This is a genomic window from Microcoleus pseudofavosus SVA1_A4, assembly GCF_036700565.1.
In the GTDB taxonomy this organism is placed as follows: Bacteria; Cyanobacteriota; Cyanobacteriia; order Cyanobacteriales; family Microcoleaceae; genus Microcoleus.
In genome coordinates this window covers 25299-48874 of sequence record NZ_JAUBPE010000035.1, presented here as the reverse complement: position 1 = coordinate 48874, position 23576 = coordinate 25299, and the positions used below count along the sequence as shown (strand labels likewise).

General features: G+C 47.8%; 20 protein-coding genes and 1 pseudogene. 13 read left to right on the top strand and 8 right to left on the bottom strand.

Translation table 11 applies throughout. The features are described 5' to 3' along the window. Positions 1-108 precede the first annotated feature (108 nt). The gene (locus tag QUA02_RS16750; protein ID WP_333029311.1) at positions 109-1131 is read left to right on the top strand and encodes a pentapeptide repeat-containing protein; all 1023 of its coding nucleotides are present in this window, start codon (positions 109-111) and stop codon (positions 1129-1131) included. Positions 1132-1433: 302 nt separating this feature from the next. Here QUA02_RS16750 and QUA02_RS16745 read toward each other — a convergent pair whose 3' ends face one another. Together QUA02_RS16745 and ggt are read right to left on the bottom strand one after the other, a co-directional pair. After that, positions 1434-2303 (bottom strand): choice-of-anchor L family PEP-CTERM protein, encoded by an 870-nt coding sequence (locus tag QUA02_RS16745; protein ID WP_333029310.1) that lies wholly within the window; start codon positions 2301-2303, stop codon positions 1434-1436. Between the two features lie 627 nt (positions 2304-2930). After that, on the bottom strand, positions 2931-4655 hold the full coding sequence (gene ggt, locus QUA02_RS16740) for a gamma-glutamyltransferase (RefSeq protein WP_333029309.1): 1725 nt from the start codon (positions 4653-4655) through the stop codon (positions 2931-2933). Between the two features lie 313 nt (positions 4656-4968). Between ggt and QUA02_RS16735 the strand changes: the two genes are divergently transcribed. The 3 genes from QUA02_RS16735 (at position 4969) to QUA02_RS16725 (ending at position 9509) form a co-directional block, all read left to right on the top strand. Continuing rightward, complete coding sequence (locus QUA02_RS16735; RefSeq protein WP_333029308.1) at positions 4969-6117, top strand: glycosyltransferase family 2 protein; 1149 nt, start codon at positions 4969-4971, stop codon at positions 6115-6117. Between the two features lie 1053 nt (positions 6118-7170). Beyond that, entirely contained in the window at positions 7171-8163 is a 993-nt protein-coding gene (locus tag QUA02_RS16730) for a glycosyltransferase family 2 protein (protein WP_333029307.1), read from the top strand. Positions 8164-8741: 578 nt separating this feature from the next. Further along, positions 8742-9509, top strand: a complete 768-nt coding sequence (locus tag QUA02_RS16725) for a DUF1350 family protein (protein WP_333029306.1) — start codon at positions 8742-8744, stop codon at positions 9507-9509. A 56-nt stretch (positions 9510-9565) separates the two neighbouring features. Here QUA02_RS16725 and QUA02_RS16720 read toward each other — a convergent pair whose 3' ends face one another. Continuing rightward, positions 9566-10036 carry an ATP-binding protein gene (locus tag QUA02_RS16720; protein ID WP_333029305.1) on the bottom strand — a complete coding sequence of 157 codons (471 nt, stop codon included), beginning with the start codon at positions 10034-10036 and terminating at the stop codon, positions 9566-9568. Positions 10037-10570: 534 nt separating this feature from the next. On the opposite strand from QUA02_RS16720, the gene QUA02_RS16715 reads away from it, so the two are divergent. Continuing rightward, the gene (locus QUA02_RS16715) at positions 10571-11707 is read left to right on the top strand and encodes a PP2C family protein-serine/threonine phosphatase (RefSeq protein ID WP_333029304.1); all 1137 of its coding nucleotides are present in this window, start codon (positions 10571-10573) and stop codon (positions 11705-11707) included. 56 nt (positions 11708-11763) lie between these two features. On the opposite strand, the gene QUA02_RS16710 is transcribed toward QUA02_RS16715, so the two are convergent. The 4 genes and pseudogenes from QUA02_RS16710 to QUA02_RS16695 all read right to left on the bottom strand — a co-directional run. After that, on the bottom strand, positions 11764-12090 hold the full coding sequence (locus QUA02_RS16710; RefSeq protein ID WP_333029330.1) for an STAS domain-containing protein: 327 nt from the start codon (positions 12088-12090) through the stop codon (positions 11764-11766). A gap of 239 nt (positions 12091-12329) precedes the next feature. Continuing rightward, a complete protein-coding gene (locus tag QUA02_RS16705; protein ID WP_333029329.1) occupies positions 12330-13034 on the bottom strand; it encodes a helix-turn-helix domain-containing protein in 705 nt (234 codons plus the stop codon). A gap of 173 nt (positions 13035-13207) precedes the next feature. Further along, the gene (dps, locus tag QUA02_RS16700) at positions 13208-13759 is read right to left on the bottom strand and encodes a DNA starvation/stationary phase protection protein Dps (RefSeq protein WP_333029303.1); all 552 of its coding nucleotides are present in this window, start codon (positions 13757-13759) and stop codon (positions 13208-13210) included. 96 nt (positions 13760-13855) lie between these two features. Continuing rightward, positions 13856-14122, bottom strand: a pseudogene (locus QUA02_RS16695) (ParB N-terminal domain-containing protein); the annotation flags it as partial. A gap of 57 nt (positions 14123-14179) precedes the next feature. Here QUA02_RS16695 and QUA02_RS16690 point away from each other — a divergent pair. The 3 genes from QUA02_RS16690 (at position 14180) to QUA02_RS16680 (ending at position 15583) form a co-directional block, all read left to right on the top strand. Continuing rightward, positions 14180-14320, top strand: a complete 141-nt coding sequence (locus tag QUA02_RS16690) for a hypothetical protein (RefSeq protein ID WP_333029301.1) — start codon at positions 14180-14182, stop codon at positions 14318-14320. A 124-nt stretch (positions 14321-14444) separates the two neighbouring features. Continuing rightward, a complete protein-coding gene (locus tag QUA02_RS16685; RefSeq protein WP_333029300.1) occupies positions 14445-14915 on the top strand; it encodes a hypothetical protein in 471 nt (156 codons plus the stop codon). Next, positions 14912-15583, top strand: a complete 672-nt coding sequence (locus QUA02_RS16680) for a hypothetical protein (protein ID WP_333029299.1) — start codon at positions 14912-14914, stop codon at positions 15581-15583. Before QUA02_RS16685 ends, QUA02_RS16680 begins: the two co-directional genes overlap by 4 nt. 76 nt (positions 15584-15659) lie before the next feature. Here the strand turns inward: QUA02_RS16680 and QUA02_RS16675 are convergent, their stop codons facing one another. After that, positions 15660-16346 carry a DUF1345 domain-containing protein gene (locus QUA02_RS16675; RefSeq protein WP_333029298.1) on the bottom strand — a complete coding sequence of 229 codons (687 nt, stop codon included), beginning with the start codon at positions 16344-16346 and terminating at the stop codon, positions 15660-15662. 190 nt (positions 16347-16536) lie between these two features. Here QUA02_RS16675 and QUA02_RS16670 point away from each other — a divergent pair, with 190 nt between their 5' ends. The 5 genes from QUA02_RS16670 to QUA02_RS16650 all read left to right on the top strand — a co-directional run bounded on the left by QUA02_RS16670 (position 16537) and on the right by QUA02_RS16650 (position 23549). Then, complete coding sequence (locus QUA02_RS16670; RefSeq protein WP_172192057.1) at positions 16537-16791, top strand: hypothetical protein; 255 nt, start codon at positions 16537-16539, stop codon at positions 16789-16791. 182 nt (positions 16792-16973) lie between these two features. After that, entirely contained in the window at positions 16974-17948 is a 975-nt protein-coding gene (locus QUA02_RS16665) for an Hpt domain-containing protein (RefSeq protein WP_333029297.1), read from the top strand. A 225-nt stretch (positions 17949-18173) separates the two neighbouring features. Continuing rightward, the gene (locus tag QUA02_RS16660; protein ID WP_333029296.1) at positions 18174-18638 is read left to right on the top strand and encodes a Fur family transcriptional regulator; all 465 of its coding nucleotides are present in this window, start codon (positions 18174-18176) and stop codon (positions 18636-18638) included. 717 nt (positions 18639-19355) lie between these two features. Beyond that, positions 19356-21566 (top strand): hypothetical protein, encoded by a 2211-nt coding sequence (locus tag QUA02_RS16655; protein WP_333029295.1) that lies wholly within the window; start codon positions 19356-19358, stop codon positions 21564-21566. Between the two features lie 54 nt (positions 21567-21620). After that, on the top strand, positions 21621-23549 hold the full coding sequence (locus QUA02_RS16650; RefSeq protein WP_333029294.1) for a DUF3685 domain-containing protein: 1929 nt from the start codon (positions 21621-21623) through the stop codon (positions 23547-23549). Positions 23550-23576: the final 27 nt, after the last annotated feature.

Sequence of the window (23576 nt, the reverse complement as noted above, 5' to 3'; positions counted from 1 at the left end):
GTGAGTTATTCTTCATTCAATGTACGATCGGAGAAGCAAGCTTTGAGAGCGGCCCTTGCTCCGATCTTAATTTTTAATTCCTAATTTCTTAAAGCGAAAGGTGGTACCATGAACGACCTCGACCAATACTATAAAGTGCTGGGACTGTTGCCGGGAGCATCCCGAGAAGAAATTAGTCAGGCCTACAAGGATTTAGCGTTCATTTGGCACCCCGATCGCATCCCGAAAGATAATCCCAGACTACTACAGAAAGCTGAAGAAAAGATTAAGGAAATTAATCAAGCTCGCGAACGATTGCGATCGATTCAGCCAAGAGGTCAGAATCAGAACGTTCAGCACAAAAATACTCAGCAAAAAAACACCCAGCAACAAAACACCCAGCAAAAACACACCCAGCAACAAAACACCCAGCAACAAAACACCCAGCACCAAAATACCCAGCACCAAAATACCCAGCACCAAAATACCCAGCACCAAAATACTCAGTACAGAAACACTCAGTACCAAAACAATCAGCAACAAAACACTCAGTACAGAAATACTCAGTATCAAAACACTCAGCACCAAAACACTCCGCAGCCTCCGCCAAACCCAAAAGAACCGCGCTACTCTTCTGAAACCTCTTCAGAAAAATATGCTGGCAATTATGCGGGAAATTATGCGGGAAATTATGCCGGAAATCCTTCAGGGCCCTATTCAGAGGCCTCCCGCTACCAATCTCAGCAGCAGGCGCCATCTCAGTCTTACCGCCAAGCTGCGCCGCAAGCTCCCGATTTGAGCGGTTCCAACTTTAAAGGAGCTTCCTTAAAAGAAAAGGATTTTTCAGGGAGAAACTTGAGCAATGCAAATTTGAGTCAAGCCGACTTAAGCGATGCTTTTCTGCACAACGTCAACCTCACAGGCGCGAATTTGCACCAAGCTAACTTGTTCAGGGCCAATTTGTTAGGAGCTTGTTTGATCAATGCCAACTTGAGAGAAACCAACTTAATCGGAGCCGATTTGAGCGGTGCAGACTTGAGCGGTGCGGACTTAACAGGAGCGAAAATAGGTTACGGCGATCGAGTTATGGTAAAACTCACCGGAGCTAGATTAACAGGTGCGATTTTGCCCGACGGTACGGTTCACAGTTAAAGGATTTAGTTTTTCGTAAGTTGCTTTCTGCCCGGGTTTTACCAGAAATAGTTGCTGCAACCACAAATAAACAAAAATCCGCCCTCGCGAATTTTCGATCGAAACTTATATTATTTCCGTTAGAACAACCGCAATAAAATTGGTTTGTAGTGAAGACTAGAGTCCTTGCTGCGAACCCATAGCGGTTGCGTTACATCGCAGAAACCGAGTTTTTTTTACTGGGTTCAAGGACTGCAACGAAGTATTTTGGTTCATCAAGCCCGGTTTCTGCATCCTTGACTGTTAATCTACTTTTATATTAATTACTTCCGGCGATCGCGCAACTTTCGCGCAGCAGTCAGCATAACGCCTCCCGCCATCAAACCCCCCACAGTCATCGGTTCGGGAACCGCCTCAGCTTTTACCGTTCCCACAGAACCGCCTTTAATAAATACAGCAGAATCTAAATTGCCATCGCCCACATCTTTAATGCGGATGCTGAGAACATTCGTCTGATTTTGCTTGAGCAAACCCTCAAAACCTAAAACTTTAGTAAAACCGTCCAGCTTAACGATGTTAGCAGCAATACCTGTCAAACTTGGGTTGTCAATATAGTCTGGGTGATCTGTAGAGCGATTATTTGGATCTGGAACAAGATTATTAATCGTAACTGTTTTTCCGTCGCTCAATTTTGCCAAATTAGTGCCGTTCAGCAGCAGTTCAAAATCGTCATTAAATCCAGAACCGCCGAACTCAGGAAACTCCTCCGAAGCAAATACATATTCAAAGAACAACTTTTCAACCGTGCTATTAGCAAAAAAGCTGAGGTTTAGCTGAGTCAAATCCCCCTGTTCACCCTTATTCCCAAAGTCCGTGTTTAAATCGCTGCCGTTGGTCATTACGTTATCTTTCCGATTCTGACCCGGTAGATCGGCGACTTTACCAGTGCTGAGAACAACACCTGATTTCAAACTGAAGGGGTCATTAGTGAAAGTACCAAAAGCAGCCGAATTACCCGTAATTGAAACAGAGAAATCACTCAATCCGGCTGTATTAGTTCCCAACAAATTATTTTTTAAAATCTCAGTGTTATTAGTTGCCCCTACCGAAAATGCCATTGCTGGCGCTGCCAACAAGCCTAGAACACCCGTCAATGTAGCAGTTAAGGCACTCATTTGGTGATAATTTATCATAACTTATTGCTTAAAAATACAAAGCTGATTCAATGCACAACTTAATTATCACATTATATAACTATCAATGTCTAGTGCCTTTACAATAACTTTATATCTACGTGTATTTACGGTTTTGCGGTTAATTGTTTTGGGTGGTTTTTGGCAGTTAGTTAGTCAACAAACCTCAGCGCAAAGATACAAATGCCAAAATACACGCAGACAGACTAATAATTTCAGGACTTACGCACTGGATAAGCTTTGCTCGCCAGCGAGATTGTCTGTTATGTTCGAGGGGGATTGGGGGAGAGGGGGATTCGGTCTGATGGGGAGAGGATGTGAGGAGTGGGGAATAGTTTATTGAAATATACAATCTAAATCCACAACTGTTTACCAAAGAAAACTGGTTTTTATACGGTTTGCGATCGCGCACTCGCGCGGGATTTTGGTGAAAAACCTGGTTTCTGGGTAAGTCGGCAATTTATATCAAGTCGGGTCGATCGAGCATTCGGGTCGGGGGCGGGGCGGGGAAACTAAATTTTTTTTGTGGGGAAGTCAATATCTGGCGTGAATCAGCCCCTACAAAAATTACGGTCGATCGACCCGACTTGATATCACAACTAATTATTGATGACTGATGACTGATGACTAAAACCCCCTTGCTTGTCCTTCCCCGCGCGGATCGGCAGCCCCTTCCAACCAACCGTCCGCAGTCAGGACGATCGCATTAGCATTGCCCCAGCCCTCACCTTCCTCAACTTTGTGTCCCCGTCGCCGCAACTCATCCAGCGTCGCAGCATCGAAACCTCCCTTTTCCACGAGCAATCGATCGGGCTGCCATTGGTGGTGAATTCTCGGTGCAGACACAGCCTCGCCGACATTCATGTCGTAAACCAACACGTTCAGCACAATTTGCAACACCGTCGTAATAATGGTGCTGCCTCCAGGAGATCCAGCAGCCAGACGGAATTTGCCATTTTCTGTCACGATAACCGGCGTCATGCTCGATAAAGGAGTCTTCCCCGGGGCGATCGCATTTGCCTCACCGCCCACCAAACCAAACAAATTCGGCACTCCCGCAGCCGCCGCAAAATCGTCCATCTCGTTGTTGAGCAAAATTCCCGTACCAGCCGCCACAGCCCCCGCCCCAAAACCGCCATTCACCGTAAACGTCAAACTTACAACATTGCGCTCTTTGTCAACTACCGTCAGGTGGGTAGTTTCGGGAGACTCCCACACAAAGCGACTTAAAGTTTCAGCGTCAACAGCTTTCACCTCTGACGAAGGTCTGGCTTTTGACATTTGGATTTGCGATCGTCTCAATTTGCCATAATTGCTGCTAGTCAGAGCTTTGACCGGTACACTCACAAAATCCGGGTCGCCCAAATACTCAGCCCGGTCAGCATAAGCAATCTTCATGCTCTCCGCCAGTAAATGTAGCGTATCTGGACTTTGCCTCCCCAACCTCTTGAGATCCGTATCTCCCAGAATATTTAAGATTTGCAACAAATGAACGCCGCCGGAAGAAGGAGGCGACATGGCGCAAATTTCGTAAGTGCGAAAGTTGCCGCAAACCGGATTTCGCCAGATCGGCGTATAGTTTTTCAAATCTTCGAGAGTAATAATGCCACCGTTTTTAGCCATATCGGTGGCGATCGCCCGAGCAATGTCCCCGGTATAAAAACTTTGCGGATTTTTTGCAATCTGCCGCAATGTCCGCGCCAAATCCCGCTGCACCAAAAGCTCCCCCGGCTGGTATAGAATGCCGCCGCGAGTAAAAACCTCCCGCGCCGCCCGGTTTTTTTTGATAACATCCGATCGCCGAGCGACAGCCTTTGTGAAGCGCGAACTCACCGGAAAGCCATTTTCAGCCAGGGCGATCGCCGGCGCAACCACCGCCGCCCAAGGCAACTTACCGTACTCGCGGTGCACGGTATAAAGTCCAGCCACAGTGCCCGGAATGCCCGCCGCCAAATGCCCGTCCAGACTTGCCCTTTGGCGTACCTTGCCTTGCTTGTCGAGGTACATATCCCGCGCCGCCCGTTTCGGAGCTCGTTCCCGGAAATCCAGCGCTTGCACAGTCCCCGTTTCGGCCCGCCGCAGCAGCAAAAAACCCCCGCCGCCGATACCCGCCGAAAAAGGCTCCACCACCGAAATCGCCAAAGCCGTAGCAGCCGCCGCATCCACCGCATTGCCTCCCTGTTGCAGCACGCTGTGCCCCGCAGCGCTCGCCAGAGGGTGAGCCGAGACAGTCATGCCCTGTTTGCTGCGCTGCTGCTGCAAGTTTGGCTGTAGCTGCTGCTGGCAGCCAAACAGCACCACTGTTAGGAAACAACTATAAATTCGCACTTTACCGCTTAACTTTGAAAACATTTCCCCCCGATTTGCGATTGCTAATCACAGTATAAGTTGAACGCCATCCTTCTAAAGGAATAGATTTAATTTTACTTCCGATAATAATCCTTAACTGTCGCAAATTTACTATTCAAATCAGTCCGACAGCTTTGTTAAATACACTACACTCTAAGTCCAATTATCGGAATCTTAAGTACGAGAAAATTTATCACTAAAAGTGTTGCAGGCGATCGGGACGCTTGCTACAATGGCTACTTAAGTCAGTAGATATTTTTTGATAAGCATCTATTTTTCCAAAGAACAACCTCAAACAAAAATTTAAGGGAACGTTATGAACTCAGAAAATATCGACCCATTCATCCCCGAACTCAACTCTCAAAACATCGGTAGCAGAGCGATTGCAGGTGCGATCGAGAAAAAGTTAAACACCGAAAAAGTCAGCACTGCTTCGCCCGCAGTCCCCGAAGCCAGAACCGCCCTAGAAGCATCAACAGCACCTGAAATTAGCACAACTTTTCACCCAGAAAAAGTTAGCATCATTATGCCGGCATTCAACGCCCAAGACACAATTGGCGAAGCGATCGCCTCCGCACTCGGCGGAACTCACCGGAATCTAGAAATCCTAGTAATTGACGACGGTTCCACCGACGACACCGAAAAAATTGTCACCGACATGGCTGGGAAAGACCAGCGAATTAAGTATTACAAAAACCCCAAAAACTTAGGAGCTTACAAATCTAGAAATCTAATGATCGAAGCAGCAACCGGAAAATTTATCGCATTTTTAGACAGCGACGACACCTGGGAACCAAACAAACTAGAAGAATGTTTGAAAATGTTAAAACAGCACCCAGAAGTTAAATCAGTCGGTCACGCCCTCCGCTATCTAGACAAGCGCGGCAACAAAGTCAGCTACATCCCCACATATCCTACAAATCAAGAAGAATTGCAGAATGTTCAAGAAAACGGTGCGCTTCCCTGGGTTTTTCCCACAGCTTTAGTAGTAGAACGAGAAGCTATCTTAGAAATCGGAGGATTTTTAGACTGGAAAGTAGCAGCAGATACCGAGTTCATGGCCAGACTAGCTCAAAAGCACGGGATGCTAGCTACAAAAAGGCCATTAGGAAACTACCGAGTTTTGGGCAACTCTTTAACCGATAAATATTGGTTGGACAAGCGTTTAGCCATAGACTGCGTTAAAGAAAACCAGCAGCGCAGGATTCGCGGTGAATCAGAATTAACATTGACCGAATACCGAGAAATCTTTTTCCAAAACCTGTCGCCGTTGAAAAAACTCAATAAGTTAAGAGAGATTGCGGCAACTCGCTTTATGAGAAAAGCCGGAGAAAGCTGGTTAAATCGGGAGATTTTGCCTACTCTGATTTACGGAATTGCCACAACAGTGCTCAACCCTCAAGCCACTGTGCACAAAATTAAGTGGATGAAATATCAGAAGCGATTAAATCAAGAATTTAACTAATTGGCTGTTGGGCTGCTACGAATAGCTGACCGGACGCTGCGGCTTTATTGCAGTAGCTAAACAGTTAACAGAAATTAGGATATGAAGCAAGGTAGATGGTCAACAGCTTCCACTGGCTACATACTTAGCAGACAGGAATTGAATTAAGTGGTGAGCAAATTTAGGAAAATATTACACTCATAGTCCTGGAGGCATGGGGGCCCAGAAACCCGGTTTTTTTACAAAAATACTTCGTAGCAGCCCGCAGATTCGGTAAAAAACCCGGTTTGTTTGGTATTTATGCGTAAGTCCTGACTCAAACAAAGTACGTTTACCGCGCCAGAAAAATATAGCCTAGCCCACAAACAAGACTTCACTAAAAGGGAAACATTTAAAGAAAAGTTATTAGGGTATTTAGAGGCTTCAAAGCTATATCCCTAAAAGCTCTGCTATAGCAGTCCTAAATCACTCGTGAATAACAAGATCCCCGACTTCTTTGAGAATTCCGGGATCTGAGCCTCTCGATTTTCCCAACTCCTGCAAGGATTGCTATATTACAAGTTAAACATGGAACAGCTTATCAAGTTGGGTTAACGAATTATAATTAAGTTTGTAGTGAGGAGTTGAGTCCTCTATCGCCCTGTTCTGGCGCACAACAAACAATTTAATTATCAGCGATTAACCGCACTCGATCTGAGTCATAAACCAGGTTTTTTAGTAAATATCTAGTTGTCAAACCAACAATTTTTGGTGATGCCCGGTTTCTCTGGGTAAGTCCTATTAAAGCAAGAATATCCGATCGGCTCAGAGGAAAACTCCAATCCCCCGACAAAACCCTCAATCCCTTGCAGCCGACGCCTGTGTGTCAGAAAAATTGCCCGCCAAATAGTCTGCATCCGGCTCCTAACAGATGCCCCCCCTTATGGTAGATAACGCTGAGGTCGGCAAGCCTGTTATATTGGCAGTATGCAGGCAAGTTTCGGGACTAAAGGTACTTGCACGTAAAGGAGTCAGAGTGTAGGCTTCCAGACTATATTTCCGCCAACAACTACCAAACCCCACCTAATTCAAGTTATGAACAGCGAAAAAGTCAGTGTAATCATTCCTGCATTGAATGCTGCCGAAACTCTGGCGGAGACAGTTGCTTCCGTACTCAATGGTACCCACCAGAATCTAGAAATTTTAATAGTTGATGACTGCTCTACTGACACTACTGGCCAAGTTGGTGCGAAACTGGCAGAGCAAGATTCGAGAGTTCAATACTTCCGAAATCCCCAAACTTACGGGGTTTCTAAGTCGAGAAATTTAATGATGTATCGGGCAACGGGCGAGTATGTAGCGTTTCTCGACAGCGACGATACCTGGGAACCCAACAAGCTAGAAGTTTGTTTGAAGATGCTCGAAGACAATCCTGAAGTCAAAGCTGTGGCTCACGCTTTACGCTATTTGGATAAGCGCGGCAACAAGTTGAGTTATGTTCCCACCTATCCTACAACTAAAGCAGAAATGCAGGCGATTAAGGAGACAGGCGAAAGTCCTTGGGTTTTCCCATCTTCAGTTGTAGTCGATCGCTCCATTCTCCTCCAAGAAGGCGGCTTTGCAGAAGATTGGCAGGTAGGAGAAGATACAGAGTTATTTACCAAAATTGCTCAAAAGTACGGCTTGCTAGCGGCGACAGCACCTTTGGGAAATTATCGAATTAGAGGGAATTCTCTCACAGATAAGCACTGGCTGAAAAAGCGCATAGCTGCTGATTGTGTTAAGGAAAACCAACTGCGGCGCTTGCGGGGGGAAAAAGAGTTATCGCTCAACGAGTACGAACAGGTATACTTTAAGAATTTGCCACTTTTGAAAAGGCTTAACAAATTTCGAGAAGTTTTGGCACTGCACTACATGAGAAAGCTGGGACAAAGTTGGTTAAATCGGGAGGTTTTGCCGACTATTGTTTACGGCATCGCTACCACAGTGCTCAATCCTCAAGCTACTCTGAACAAGTGGAAATGGATGAAGGCTCATGAAAAGTTGAGTCATCAAACGGCAGAAGGCATCCCTCATTCGGCAGAATAAAACCCCCAGCAATCATCTGAAATCCGGGCGATACCCTAGGGGTTCTTGTATTTGTATTATGACTTACGCATGGGGGCCGAGAAACCGGGTTTTTTACCTTGGGTGCGGGCTCCAACCAGGGTATTTTCGTAAAAAACCCGGTTTCTGAGCGTCGGAGTGCGATCGCGAACTGAAAATCCTTGATAGTGGCGATCGGATGTCAGCCTTGAGTTACTCGCCCGTCACCTTCAACCCTAATAATATTAAATCCGGTAGCATCGAAATTATGTAGTGCGAACTCTTAAGCTCGCGGCGCGGATTTCGAGATATTAAGCTCGCACTGATACGATCCAAATAGATAATTCCGATACCACCGGAAACGATATAAAGCGCGCAAATAGCAGCGATCGCCTGCCGTGCTATTTGCAGCCAAAACAGTTACACTAAATAATGTATAAGTAAAGAGCAAAGTTCTTTGAATGAAAAAATGGGTAGCAAACCCCTTTTTTAGGCAGAAAGTAAAAGCAAAAACTTACAAAAAATTCTGCCTTCTACCTTCAGAGGACGATCGCTTTTTTACGGTGAATTAGATTGAATTTATGGACTGGCAAGAAATTTCGGGCAACTGGGTATTAATTCCCTCTAAACCGATCGCGATCGTGCATTTTCTCGGCGGTGCGTTTGTGGCGACAGCACCCCAACTCACCTATCGCTGGCTGTTAGAGGCTTTGGGGAACCAAGGATATGTTGTAGTCGCAACGCCGTTTGTCAATACTTTGGATCATATTGCGATCGCCCGCGATGTCCTCAACAAATTTGAAAATGCCCTCGATCGCCTGCGCGCCACTAAATTGCTCAAATCTTCCTATCTCCCCATTTACGGGATGGGACACAGCATGGGATGCAAACTGCACTTGCTGATCGGTTCTGTGTTTGACATAGAAAGGGCAGGCAATATTCTGATCTCTTTCAACAATTATGCGGCATCCGAAGCAATCCCCATCGTCGAGCAAATTTCCCCCGTCTTTAAAGTAGAGTTTACTCCTTCCCCGCAAGACACCAATCGCCTCGTCCAAGATAGCTATCAAATCCGCCGCAATCTTTTAGTCAAATTTAACGGCGACAACATCGACCAAACCCTGCTGTTGACCAAACTGCTAAAAGCACGATTTCCCGACATGATTACTGTTCAGACATTGGCCGGCAACCATCAAACGCCCTTGGGTCAAGATGTTAGTTGGCCTGTGGGTCAAATTTTTACGCCCTTCGATGCGATCGGGCAATGGGTAAAACAAGAAGTGTATCGGGAATTAAATCAATTAAAACAGACAATTCTGCTGTGGCTCAATCCGATGTCCCGCGTTTAAAAGCTGCTCTCGCTCATTAACCCGAAAGTTCGTCCGGTAGTTCCAAAATATCAGATTCATCGTTCCTCGTTGAGACAGGGGGAATAATTTTTGACGATCGACAAACAGTTCCGTCCATCAGCCGTTCTCGTATAACTGAGACTGTCTGCAATGTCTTTCATCAACTTTAGACCCCGGCCGCCTGAAGCTTCTGGATCGATTTTTTCCGACATATCTTTAATTTTTTGCTCTAAATCAAACGCAGCGCCCGAATCCCAAATTTTAATCTCTACAGATTCAGTACACACCACCACCTCAATGTCAACCGGCAAATCTGGCTGTTTGCCCTCGTGGGCGTGACGCACCGCATTTGTAAAGCCCTCAGCCAAAGCCAACTGACAGCGTATCCACACACTTGTGGGAATTTGCGGCTCGTACAATTGTGCAAACCAGGACAAAACTTGGTCTAAAGCACTCAGACCAGTATTGACTTGAAAATGCGCTTTCTTTAGGACTTGCAACTTTTCGGAACCTTTTAATTCGATCACGCTCTGCCACTGAAATTATAGTTCTTTAAAATAGAGGCAAATATTGTATTGCCTGTACTTTACGTTTTTAACTTTTTTCCCAACAAGCGGGCAACTGCTAGCGCCAACATCACCCATCGCAGTCATTCATCAACCGCGTCATTTTCCACGTTCTCGATCGGCTGCGGGCAATGTAAAACCGGGCCAAATTGAATGGGAGTTTTATAATACTAGCTTTTGCTGCTAGCAAAGTAAATGTCAAATCCACTAATTAGCTATGTATGATACCAGAATTCCCGCCCCGATGTCAATTCGCCCCTCCTGCCCAAAAAAGTCCATCAAAGTTTATATTCTGAGTATAAACTGGGGGTGAAGTTCGACAAGGCCAAAATTTGCATCAAATTTAGAGGTAAATTGAACTCAATGGCTGGCAGGCAAAAGCATTTAGCTCAAAAGCGATGTCAATCAACTATACTCAATCTCAGACAAGGGCGCTGACAGGATATATTTTAAATGACCCCCAGACCTTGAAAAACTTGTAGTACCTAAGTGCCCATGTTTCAAATTCTGGTTATTGACGATGATACGGCTGTTCAAGAACTGCTGAGAAGAACCCTGAAAAAACAGGGTTACGAAGTAACAGTAGCAAGCAATGGCGAAGACGGTGTAGCCCAGGCGCAAAAATTGCGTCCGGCCCTGATAATTTGCGATTGGATCATGCCGCGCTTGACCGGCATCGATGTCTGCCGTCGAGTTAAGGCAGATCCGGATCTGTCAACTACACAATTCTTTTTGTTGACTTCTTTGGGTTCGATCGCCGATCGAGTCAAAGGGCTCGACGCCGGTGCCGACGATTTTATATCAAAGCCGATCGAACTCAACGAATTGCAGGCAAGAGTACGCGCGGGATTGAGGCTGCACCAACTCAGCCGAGATTTGAAAATAGCCAAGCAAAGTCTGGAAGCAGAGTTAGCCGAGGCGGCGGAGTACGTGCAATCGCTGCTGCCAGATCCGATGACGGAACCTGTCAGCATCGAGGCAAAATTCATTCCCTCCCGGCAGTTGGGTGGAGATTGCTTCGACTACAACTGGCTGGATGCCGATTATTTGGCGATTTACTTGCTCGACGTGGCCGGTCACGGTTTGCGGGCGGCATTGCCTTCGGTGGCCGTGCTGAATTTGCTGCGATCGCGCACGCTCCCCAACATAGACTACTACAAGCCCAGCGACGTTTTGCGCGCCCTGAACACCACCTTCCAGATGAGCTACCAAAATGACAAGTATTTCACCATCTGGTACGGCGTTTACAACCGCATTTCTCGCCAGCTCGTTTACGCCAGCGCCGGCCATCCCCCGGCCGTGTTGATTTCCCAGTCCCCTGCGAGCACCGCTAAAATCCAGCGATTAAAAACCCCCGGAATGCCGGTCGGGATGTTCCCGGACGCCCCCTATGTCGATAATTGCTGCGATGTCGAGGATTTGAGCACTCTCTACATCTTTAGCGACGGGGTATACGAGATCCACCAACCTGACGGCAATATCTGGGGGCTTGACCCTTTCATCGACCTGCTAGCAGCCTACAACGGTGCAAGTGCCGACCAGTTAGAGCTGGTTTTGAACTACATTCAAACGTTGAACGCTAAAGCAGTTTTTGATGATGATTGGTCTTTACTCAAGGTAAACTTTGGCTAGCTGACTTCTTGCATTGCATCTGCGACCAAACAGCAAGAAGGCAGCAGCCCAAAGATTTAGTTAGTTGAGAGAATTTTGCTATTAAAAGCATCGCGGGTCGGAAATATCTCGAAAACTCGATCCATGCTGGTGAGCTCAAATAAGATACGGATTTGCTCGTTGATAGAACAGACAACTAATTGACTCCCAGCGGCCCGGACTGTTTTGAGCGCCAAGACTAAAGCGCCCAAACCAGAACTATCCATAAATGTCACATCAGTGAAGTCTATCAATACCACATCGGCTCCCGCTTCCACTAGGTCGCTAATCTCTTGGCGGAATTGACTTGCCTTGGTGCCGTCTAAAATGCCAGAGGGCTGAATAATTTTAACTACAGGACTCATATTTTGCGGTGGGAATGTCAGAATTTCTAGCCAGACTAGGCTAGTATAGCTGCGAGATGGACTCCGAGCCAAATAAGAGAGGGGGAAAGCGCCAGAGCCTGAGAACGGGAGAATAGTTTGGAGTGCAAAAGATGGTGCTCGTCGCGGATCGTAACGCCGATCGGAGTCGCAGCGCTTCGCCGGGAGTGAATTTTGAGAGAGAGACAATCTTTGTTCTGCCGCATCCCTTCTGGTATTAATCAAACCGGGCTAACTTTGGCGCGGTAGAGCAGTTTCTCGCCTTGTCTGTAGCCTGTGTAGCGGACTTTGACGGGTTCTCCGGGCTGGGCTGTTCCTTCCAGGAGTTGGTGCTGTTGCGGGTTGTAGGGAATCTGGGCTCCGACTGGGGCGATCGACTCTATCCCCCAATGCTCCAATAACTGCTCGACTGGCCGCAGCAAGGGCAGTAGTTTCTGAGCCCGCAAGTCGTGATTTTCCTGAGCTTTGCTCGCAGCAGTCGGCCACTGCAACATCCAGGATTCTAAAATTTGCACGCTAGAAAGCTGGAATTCCTGCATCAAAGATTCTCGCTGCTGTTCGATCGAAGTTTGCAGGCGTTGATATTCTTGTTCTAGGGCGGTCGGTGGTGCCTGTTCTAACTCTACATAGTTTGGCGTCAAGGTTGCGAGCAGTTCGGGTAAGGAAATTTGCAAAGCTTGACTGATTTTGAGCAGGATGTCGGTTCGGGTTTGCAGGGCTAAGCCGCGACGCAGGCGACTTAGCTGGATCTCGGAAACTCCTGCTTTTTTGCTGAGTTCTCGATCGCTCGAAAGCCCCGCCTGTTGCATCAGCCGTTGCAGTTGAGGAGCATAATCGGGAATATTAGCTGCCACGAAAAATTCATCCAAATTAATAAATGGACATATTCTCGATCCTAAACTGTCAGGAGCCTTAACGAAATACATTTTTGGGGCGGGCTTTTCGACCCATATCAATTCCGGCTGCGCCGGAATGATATAGAGGACACGGCAGTGCCGTGTCCCTACCGCGATCAATTGTAGGGACACGGCACTGCCGTGTCCTCCGTTTATATCATTCCGATGCTAACGGATTTGATATCACCCCACAAGAGAAATGGCTATCTGACGCCTACTTTTTCCGGGGCGGCGGCTGTTGCTGTTGTCGCCGATCCTTGCAAATGCGCTTCTAGGAACCACAAACGCTTGTCAATTGTCCGCGAGATTTCGGTATACAAGTCAGCGGTATCGGCGTCGCCGAGTTCCGCTGCTTTGTCGATGGCGACTCGCAGGTGTTGGGCGTAGGGTGCGTAGCGATCGGCTAAAGCCGTCACGTATTCTTTCCCGTCTACAATGTCGAAAGGAAATTCTGGCAGGATCGAATCTGCGGCGGCTGTGCGGGCTGTTCCTACAGCCAAACCGCCCAAAGCTGTGACCCGTTCTGCAACTAAATCGATGTATTCTTCGAGTTCTGTTGCCATTTCGTCAAATAGCAAGTGCAACTGGTAGAAGTCCATGCCTTTGACGTTCCAGTGAGCTTGTTTGACTTGAGTTTTTAAGTCCAGAGTCGTTGCTAGCGTGCCGTTGAGCAGCCCGACTACTTGAGAGCGGGTGGCGGCTGACATATCGATGCGGGTAGGGTAAAGATGTTGTTTGTGGTTGTTGGTAGTCATAGGTTTTTAGCTTGTTATTAGTGATTGTCGATCGAACATCGAGCGAAAGCTTTGGGCGATCGAATGTTTGCCTGTCGTGAATTTCTGTTGAGAGGCTCAGGCTAAGTGCATCTGCAACACGGCACGGGGAGCTCGGCGTACATTACAGCGGATTGTTTCTAAACCCAGACGCTGGCAAGCTTCGTATCGGTGGCAGCCGGAAAATCCGTAATACTGACCATCTACTTCTAGCACGTCGATGGGTTCGTTTAAACCTACCTCGCGGATGGATTCTATGAGGGCGGCTACTTTGCTTTGGTCGTTGACTCGCGGCAGGGGGCGGCGAATCTGGTTGAGGGGAATTTCTTCTATCCTCATGGCGGCTCTCTTTTTTGCTTCTTGTTAAATCATACTCGTAATGACTTCGTTTTAGCAAGAAAAATGTCAGGAAATTTTGAGATGGGGAGAACGGGGGCGTGCGATCGCCCGTTTGCTGTAGTGTCGGGGGATCGAGGGCGATCGGCTTTGGGTGGGAAAATCAGCATGAAAATTTCTGTCTTATCACCTGAGTATGTCAATTGATTATCCGTATCTTGACGTTTGAATGCGGTAATTTGAATCCCCTCAAGTTATAATTTTGTTATGGAAAGCCTAGGCTAATCGTTGATTTACTGCATCGCAAATAAATTCGCTGCGATATAATGCCATGATAAAAACATTCCAACCAGATATTATTTTGACCAGTCAAGATGGCGAATATCTAATGCTCGTTGAGGTAAAACTTAAAGACATCAGTAGTATAGCTAAAAATGCTATTGAACAGCTTAAACATACTATGGCATCTATTGGTTGTTCAGTTGGACTTGTCGTAGCTGGTGAGCGTGTGATTCTGCTCCGCGACTCCTTAGAAAAGTATAATGGTGAGTCAATTTATGTAGTTGGTGAAGCGAAACTTCCAGATTCTTTGCTACCACCTGCAGATGAGCAATGGAAAGGAAACCCTGCTATTGAGTTTGAATCACGAGTTCAGCGATGGCTTGAGAAACTGAAGCTGACTGCTAGTATGGAAAACCTCCCAAATGATTTAAGAAACCTACTTGGCGAACCAATAATTAGCCTTCTCCGAATTGGCGAAGTGAGGGCTGCTGGCCCTAGATGGAGTAAGAGTGCAAAGTGAAACCCAAGGCAGTTTTAGTGGAAACAAATTGGGTAGTGGATGTTATTGCTCCAGAACACTTGCAAAGTCCACAGGCTATTCAGTTGCTCCAACGCGCTCAGGCTGGTGAGTTTAAGTTATATGTGCCTGCAATATGCCTTACAGAAGCACGTGAAACCGTACCTCGAAGGTTTTCCCCACGCTCTCGCTCTGATGATTTACGCAAATTTGTGAGATGGGCAACAGATGAAGGTCGAGTCAGCGCTGAGGATGCCGATGCAGCACGTCGGGTATTTGCTCAATTTGATGGATTAGTCGCAAATGAACTGACGAAAGTTTCAGAACGATTGGAGGAATTAGCGAATCATCCTAGTCTCAACGTCTTTCCGCTTTCAGAGCCTATGCTGGAGCGCCAAATATCTATTGGTGCAATGGACGATCTATTCCTTAAGCCCTATGATTTAGCTGTTTTGGCGGCTGTGATAGTTAAATCTGAAGAATTACAGCAAGAGGGGCATTCTTGGGTTGGTTTCTGTGAGCTAGACTCCGATCTTCAACCGTGGGACAAATCCGGTTCCCGGAAACGTGTTCTTAGCGATCTCTACGATGATGTCCGAATATTCGTGTACGCTAACTTCCTACTAGAAGATGTAAGTGAGCTTCCCGATGGTTGGACTACTTCAATTTAGCAATTACCACCTAACTATTATGAGGATGAAAGTTTCCGCATCATACCCTAAATCATACTGCGGCTACTGAATCATCTCAACTCAATCCAGCAATAATATTGACACTCATAGCCAGAATAGCGGTGTTAAAAAAGAACGACAGCACGCTGTGAAAAAGCACGAGATACCTCGTCGAACGAGAAGTGATCTGCACGTCTGCAACTTGGCAAGTCATGCCAATACCAAAGGAAAAATATAAAAAATCTTTGTAGTCAGGTTCCTCGTCGCCCGGAAAATCCAAGCCCCCCGCCTGCAAGTAGCTGCCGTGCTGCTTGCTGCGGTTTTTGTAGTAGCTGCGGGCATAGTGCATCGTGAAGATAGTGTGTACCTGCATCCAAGACCCAACAATTGTTAGGACAGAAAGCCCCAAGTGCAGAAATAGCAAATTCGGGGACAGGCCTTTGGTATCGCGCAGCAAAAAGAAGATGGCTAACAAGCTAGCAAAAGCCGCTGCCACGATCGTACTTAAGATGGTTAAGCGGCCAGCATCCAACTGCTGAGCGTGGTGGCGCATCAGTTCGGGAGTGCCTTGCAGCATCAGCATCCAAGTCAAAATCAGAAAACTGACCGCGCCCGCGTTCCAAATGCACAGCGTCCGAGTCAGGGGGAGATAGTCAGGCGGCACGAAAACAGCGACTGCTATAGCGAACAGAACAGACGCAAACAGGCGGTGCCGGACGCTCCAGAGCCAGTGCATTTTAGATAGGCGAACGTTTTTCACCATGATTTAGTATAAGTTAGGCACGGTAAGGGTTAGAAAATCCCAACTACTGCTATCTTCGCAGGAACTCCCAAAAAATAGGTATGAATTGGTAACACGCAGCACAGGCAGGATTTTTCATGCCTTTCGATAGATCGATCGACCTCAACGTTCTAGGTACAGTAGGAAAAAAGATAAATTGTGGCTTGAAATTATGGCATCCTCCCAACCTCTCAAAGGCATTGAATTGATCGACTGCGCCAAAGCTAACGCCCAACAAGGAATCGCCACAGCCGCCGAGCTTTGCGGCTACGGAGGCGACCTCAACACCTTCGAGCGGGAACTGAAACAGGCTTGCCAAAACATCGGCGTCGAAGTCAAGGAATTGAGCGATTTGATTACGGATCAGCAGATGATGAAAGAAGGAATGGGCATTGAAATCGCTCCAGATACTCCCTCAGAACTCTAGGCTCAATCTCCATTGCACCAGTTTTAGAGCTAAGACTGCCCCGACAGGAGTATTGTCAGTCTGCTAGCTGAGGCAGGCTAGAATATTTTGCATGGGAGCTTCTGACTTTTGGCAGGAGTCGTGTTTCCTCCCGCGAAGAGGGTGATTTCTAGAGGGGGGCTGAGATTGTTAGGAGGACTGTCGTGTCAAATCAGCAAGACCGAATTATGCGTTTGTTTATAGAGGAGGCTAAGGAGCACCTCGATACTCTAGAAAATGGTTTAGTGGATTTGAAGTCCACGATGAAAGACCCCGAAAGCGTCCAAGAGATGTTTCGAGCCGCCCATTCGGTGAAAGGAGGGGCGGCGATGCTCGGCTTAGATAGTATTAAAACAACTGCTCACCGCTTGGAAGATTGTTTTAAGGTGCTCAAGGACGGGCCCGTCAAGCAGGTTGACCAAACGGCCGAATCCCTATTTTTAAAGGGAGTTGATACGCTTAAGGATCTGCTGGGGCGACTGGAGGGGCCTTTCGGCTTGAGGAATGAAGAGGGAGAAAAACTCGTACAGCAGGTGATGCCTGTTTTTGCTCAACTGGAAACTCACCTCAACAACTTGGCGTCTGGCAAAGTTCGGGCGGTTGCTGCTGGGTCTGGTGCGCCCGCAGCTCAAACAGCGGGCGCTGTGCCGGCGAATTTTGCTGTTGAAGTGATGACTTTACTTAAAGAAATGTTGCAGGTGTTCAAGCAGAAAGAATCGGCTGCTAGTCGCTCCGAGTTGACGGCTGTGTGCGTTCGCCTCTATAAGTTGGGAGGTAAAATTGAGACTTGGCAAAATTTAGTTAAAACAGCTAGAGGGGCGATCGTTAATCCCAAAAACTCTTATAAAGTCTTAGCTCCGCTGATTATCAAAGAACTCAAGGAAGCTGGGGATTTGGTGCAAGGGGGGAAAGTCAAGACGATCGCTCCGAGTAAAAATTTGCTACTTTTGGCAGCAAGCCCCAAACCAGCAGAGGCAAGCGCCCCAGCAGCCCCAGCAGCGACCGCAGCAGTGTCGAAGCAAGTAGCACTTCCCGCCGAACCGAAGGCTGTAGTAAGGCTTTTGCTCAAAACCTTCAACAAAAAACAACTCTCGGAAATCGCCAAGTTACTGGTTCACGCCATCAAATCCTCGAACTAGGAGTTGTTGCAGTAGAAGATAGAGCCACAGCAATATTTGTGAGAGGGAAAATTTTGTTCGTGCTGGCATCCAGAGTTCAGCAGCAACTACAAAAAATTCACTCATTCGAGATTTTTGCCTTCTACCTTCTACTGTTGGGCAACCCTGCGTTAGAATTAGTGAATATATCGGCGTGCAACATTGTACCAGAATTAAAAATCGAGCAGGCTTTAGAAGGCGGTAGCTGTGAAACCAATTCGTTCATTAGAAGATGCTTTAAACCGCTGTCAGGCGATGGGAATGCGCTTGAGCCGCCAGCGTCGATTTATTCTAGAACTTCTGTGGGAGGCAAAAGAACACCTCTCAGCTCGCGAAATTTACGATCGCCTCAACCAAAAAGCGCATTCGATCGGTCATACTTCTGTTTATCAAAATCTAGAAGCTTTGTCGAGAGAAGGGATTATTGAGTGCATAGAACGATCGGAGGGACGCTTGTACGGCAATGTCAGCGACTCTCACTCTCACGTCAACTGTCTGGATACGACTCAGATTCTCGACGTTCATGTGGAACTGCCGATCGAATTGATCGAACAAATCCAACAGCAAACTGGTGTCAGAATTGTAGACTACCGGATAGATTTCTACGGATATCGCTCGGCAGAGTCCGCCACGGAAGCATCGAGTGCCAGCGATACGCATAAGGCTTCGTAACCGATAAAGCAGCCGCTGCTGTCAGCAAAACCCATGTTTTTGCGAGGGTGTAGGTGGTAGAAAATGATTCAAGTATTGAGCTGCGCTCGATCGGTTTTTTTGCCGTCTCCCGCCAGAATTTGGCACAGTAGAGAAGAGTGAAACTCAATCGCCAAAATTGGCGATCGGGAATAAATACGACTAAACAAAAAAAATCAGTTCTACCCGCTACACGTAAGAGTTTAGACAAAATTGGGCTTTTGTACCCCCTTGATTTTTTAGTCCGCTTGGAGTGGACGAAAGTTTGTTTTGTGTAGTTCCGGTTTCAAGCGCTGAGTCTTAATAAAAGGAATTTATGACCCAAATTTATGATTAGACCTTACTTAAACCCCTCCAAATTTATCTGCGGAGTCAAATCTAAAATCTAAAATCTAAAATCTAAAATTGACCTACTGACGGGGGCTTGATACTGTTTTTTCTGCTAAAGTGCCTCCGGGAGCTGTGAATAATTGTTTGATAACTGGTATGATTTACGTGCTTCGAGAGCCTAAAATGCAAAGGAAGCAACCAGTGGGGCTGGACACAAACCTCACTATAAAACGCCGTAAAGGGAAAAATTGCCAGTACCTTGAAGGAAGTTCTCGATCTCCTTAACAAGAGTCAGAAGCCGACATCACAATCTATGATTTGATGTGGGTGTGTCAGGCTTTACAGCGCATTACAGGACAGGCTGAAGTAATGGCGAGACGACAATCTGACCAATTCCACACACCACCGCAATACAACCCATCCCCCAAACCGACGGCACAGCTAAGTGCAGAGGTGACAGGCTATGCGAGTTCCTCAGCAACGGCGCCGCCGATAGAGGGGAAAAGAACTTTTTGGCAGTGGCAGCTTATCTGGCTGAGTCTCCTGGTGGGATTTGGAGTAACGGGTGCCGCTGCTTTTCTGTGGTTGCTGACGATGCCGCCGCCGCCGAATTGCCAGCAACTGTCGCCGCTGGCGGCGGACGGAGAGCGACTTTACTGCGCTCAACAAGCAGCTAAGTCCGGCAAGTTAGAACAGATAGAATCGGCAATGGCACTGGTGCAGGCTTGGCCGAAAGAACACCCGCTATATTCGCAGGGTCAACATTTGATCGGGGAATGGTCGAAAGCCATTCTGGGATTTGCCAGGGCAAAAATTGAGGTGGGCGATTTGAAAGGCGCTCTGGAGATTGTGGCGAAAATTCCGAAAACCAGTCCGTCTTACCCAGAGGTAGAGGAGGCTGTGGCTGCTTGGGAAAAAAATTGGCAGGAGGGCCAAAAACTCTACGATACAGCCCTAGCAGCTTTGAAAAGTGAGGATTTAAAGAAGGCGTGGGATTACGCTCAAGCTCTGTTTAAGCTGGAAAATGTTTTCTGGAGTCAAAAGCGTTACAACGAGCTGATCCAGCAGATTTCTTTGGAAAGAAACGGCTGGCAGCGCTTGCAAGAAGCTAGAGAGTTGGCGAAGGACGGAACTCCGCAAAATTTCGCTGAGGCGATCGTCCTGGCTCGTAAAATAGACTCGCAGCTTTTTGCCCGTGCTAAAGCGGAGCAGGAAATCGCGGGCTGGAGCCGGACTTTGCTGGCAATGGCTACTAAGCGGTTGGGGGCGAAAGACCTCCCGGGGGCGATCGAGGCTGCTTCTGTGGTGCCGCAAGATTCGCCGCTGTTTGCGGAAGCTCAAGATTTGATGCAGTTGGGTAGGGCTCAGGCGGTGATGTGGAACCAGTCGATGTCAACACCGCTGCCGCAACACGTTTTTACCTTGCTGGAAGGGCAGGGGGCTGCTAGCCAAATTGCTCCGGGTCGCCCTCTGTACAAGCAAGCTCAAGTTCAAATTGAAAATTTGCAGGTGCAGTTTCAAGATTTGCTGCGTCTGCAAGTGGCGAGCACGATCGCTAGTTTCGGTCAGGTAGGGGCGTTTCAGGTAGCGATCGAGCAAGCGCAAACCGTCGGGCCTCGCCAGCCGCGGCGGGTTCACGCTCAAACTTTGGTGGCTGCTTGGCGCCGGGAAATTCAGCGGATCGAAGACAAATCTTTTCTGACGCTGGCGAAGCAGTTGGCAGAACCGCAAACGGTTGAAGGACTCAAGGGCGGCATCGCTCAGGTACTCCTGATCGCTCAAAACCGCCCCCGCAGGGTAGAAGCGCAAACTCTCTTGGCTCAGTGGACGAAACGCATAGAAGTTATTCAAGATCAGCCTTTTTTAGATGAAGCGATCGCCCTGGCGAAGCAAGGAAAACTTAGCGCCGCTATTGAAAAAGCTTCGGAAATTAAGAGCGGTAGGACTCTGTACGCCAAAGCTCAGGATAATGTCTATGAGTGGGTGAGCGAACTGCAAGTTGCTCAAGACCGACCGATTCTGGATCGAGCTGCGGAATTGGCGTCTCAAGGTAGTCTAGGAGCGGCGATCGATATGGCTTCCCAAATCGGTTACGGTAGGGCGCTGCATTCAGAGGCAGCAGGTGCGATCGGGCGCTGGAGTGCCGAACTTAGAGCCAACACTGCACCGCCGCCGGAACCCGCTCGGGAGTACGCGCCAGCTCCGGCTCGGGAGTACGCGCCGGCTCCGCGACAGGAGGAGTACGCGCCGGCTCCGCGACAGGAGGAGTACGCGCCGGCTCCCGAGCAGGCTCCGGCTCAGGAGCCTTACTATCCGCCCGCGAGACAAGAAGCCCCGGCTCCGGCTCCGGAGCCTTACAATCCACCTGCTCCGGCTCCGGAGCCTTACAATCCGCCCGCGAGGGAGCCGGAACCTTACTATCCGCCCGCGAGGGAGCCGGAACCTTACTATCCGCCCGCGAGACAAGAGGCCCCGGCTCCGGAACCTGCTGCTCCGGCTCCGGCTCCGGCTCCGGAACCCGCGCCGCCCTCGATTCCTCAACCGGCTGGGCCTCCTGATGCTAATTTGATCCCCGAGTAATTGGGTTTTCGCGCGATCAACCTGTCAAATCAAAAATCAAAAATCAAAAATCGAGTGAGTAATTTCCAACTGCTGTCGATCAATGGCGACCCCATTTTCCGGCTGGGGCTGCGAGTCGCGATCGAGCAGTATCCAGACTTGCAAGTGGTCGGAGAGGTTTCAACGGGAACCGAGGCTTTGCGGGTTCTCGAAGCTCGCTCGATCGGCTCCTTTGCAGCCCAGAAGCCCGCAGATTTGGCAATTTTGGCTGTTGAGACCTTAAATTTGCGATCGGGTCAAATACAGGCGCTGGCATTTTGTCGCGAACTCAAAAGTTTGTATCCCAACCTGCCCCTGTTGCTGCTAGGCGGGCCGCTGACACCGGAGCTGTTGGCGCAGCTACAAGCTGCGGGCGCGAATGGCTATTCTCCTAAAGGTAGAGATATTTCCGTGACAATCGAAGCTATTCGCGCGGTGGCATCTGGTTGCACTTATTGGGCGACAGATACGGCAGCTAACTCGGAAATAGAACTAAATGCAGCGGTGGTTCAAACAGTAGAAAACTCCGCAGCAAGTGCAGAGGAAAATGCAGATGAGCCGACAGTTGATACACCCGTACACAAAAAAATCCTGGCTTATTTTTGTCTGTCTGGACTGCGGGAAATAGATGCAGCTTTGGCGGTTGTCAAAGCTGATTTGCAAGAGGTGAGAGCGGCAGATCCGACTGATTTGCCCTCTATTTTAGATGGCGTTGTACTCAATGGGCGCCGCAGAGAATTGCTGGCCGCTCGCTGGATTGTCAGTCAGTTATTATTTGAAGGAAGAGGGGAGAGGGGAGAAAGCAGAAGGGAGAAAACAGAAGGCAGAAGGAAAAAGGAAGAAGGCAGAGGAGAGAATTTGTTAAATAATTCTCAATTCCCAGTAGCGCATTCTCTAGTTTCGGCTGAATCTTGGGAGGTTGCAACTAATTGGCAACGTAGCTTGTTTGACTCGGTAGCTGCTAAATTGCAGTTGGATTTGGTGAATTTGACTGGCGTGCCTTTGGAAATCGATATTTTGCGATCGACCAAAAAGCTCGAATTGCTGAATTCCATCCTGCGGAAGTTAGAGGATTTGCTGGACGAATTGCGCTTGGGGCAAGTGCAGCAAACTCAATTGTCGGAAAAAATGCCTGCTATTTTGCGGGATTTGTGGGAGGCGACAATCATAAATTTTTTTGGCAGATACTATACGGTGCATACCGGAGAAACTGTGGTTTTTGATAGCAGTCAAACAAGCTTGAAACTAACCGAAAGTCAAGGGCAAAGCGCTGCTAATTTATTTGCTGTCAGCGGCGTAGAAGTTGTGCCGGTGCTGCTGGCAGATGAAACAGCAGTTGCAGCAGAAATACTTGACAAAATCCCGATGACAGTTGATTTTATTGCACATTTGCTATTTGAAATTCCGCTAACAGTTGACAATATTTCTTGTGTTGCTGGCAGCCCGGAAGCGATGCAGCGAGCTGAAGCTTTGTTAGAAAATTTGGCAATTCAAGTTGCTAGCGGAGTGGTACAGCCTCTACTAAATAATTTTGCGAATATTGAGGAAATCAAGCAGATTTTTTACGATGGTAAGTTGATTTCGACACGAGAAATTGAGCAGTTTCGGAATAATTTGTCGTGGAGATATCGCTGGGATAGCTATTTTGTGGAACCGAAAGCTATTTTTGAAAGCAGGTTTTGGCTGTTTGTTTTGGGCGATTCTGGAATTAAGAGAATTTCTATTTATGCTCCGAGAAATCAGGAGTTAGCACAGCTTTCTGGGTGGCAGTTGGCATTGACTTTGCTGCTGGAAACCAGGGATGCGATCGCACCTAGAGTTCGCGCGGTTATTTCGCTGTTGGGGACTGCTGTTGTTTACGTTTTGACGCAGGTTATAGGGCGGGGAATTGGTTTGATCGGGCGGGGAATTATCCAGGGGATTGGTAATTCTTTGCAAGATAGCAAGTTTGGGAAAAATGGGTAATTGGTTATTGAATTGGATCGGGCATCA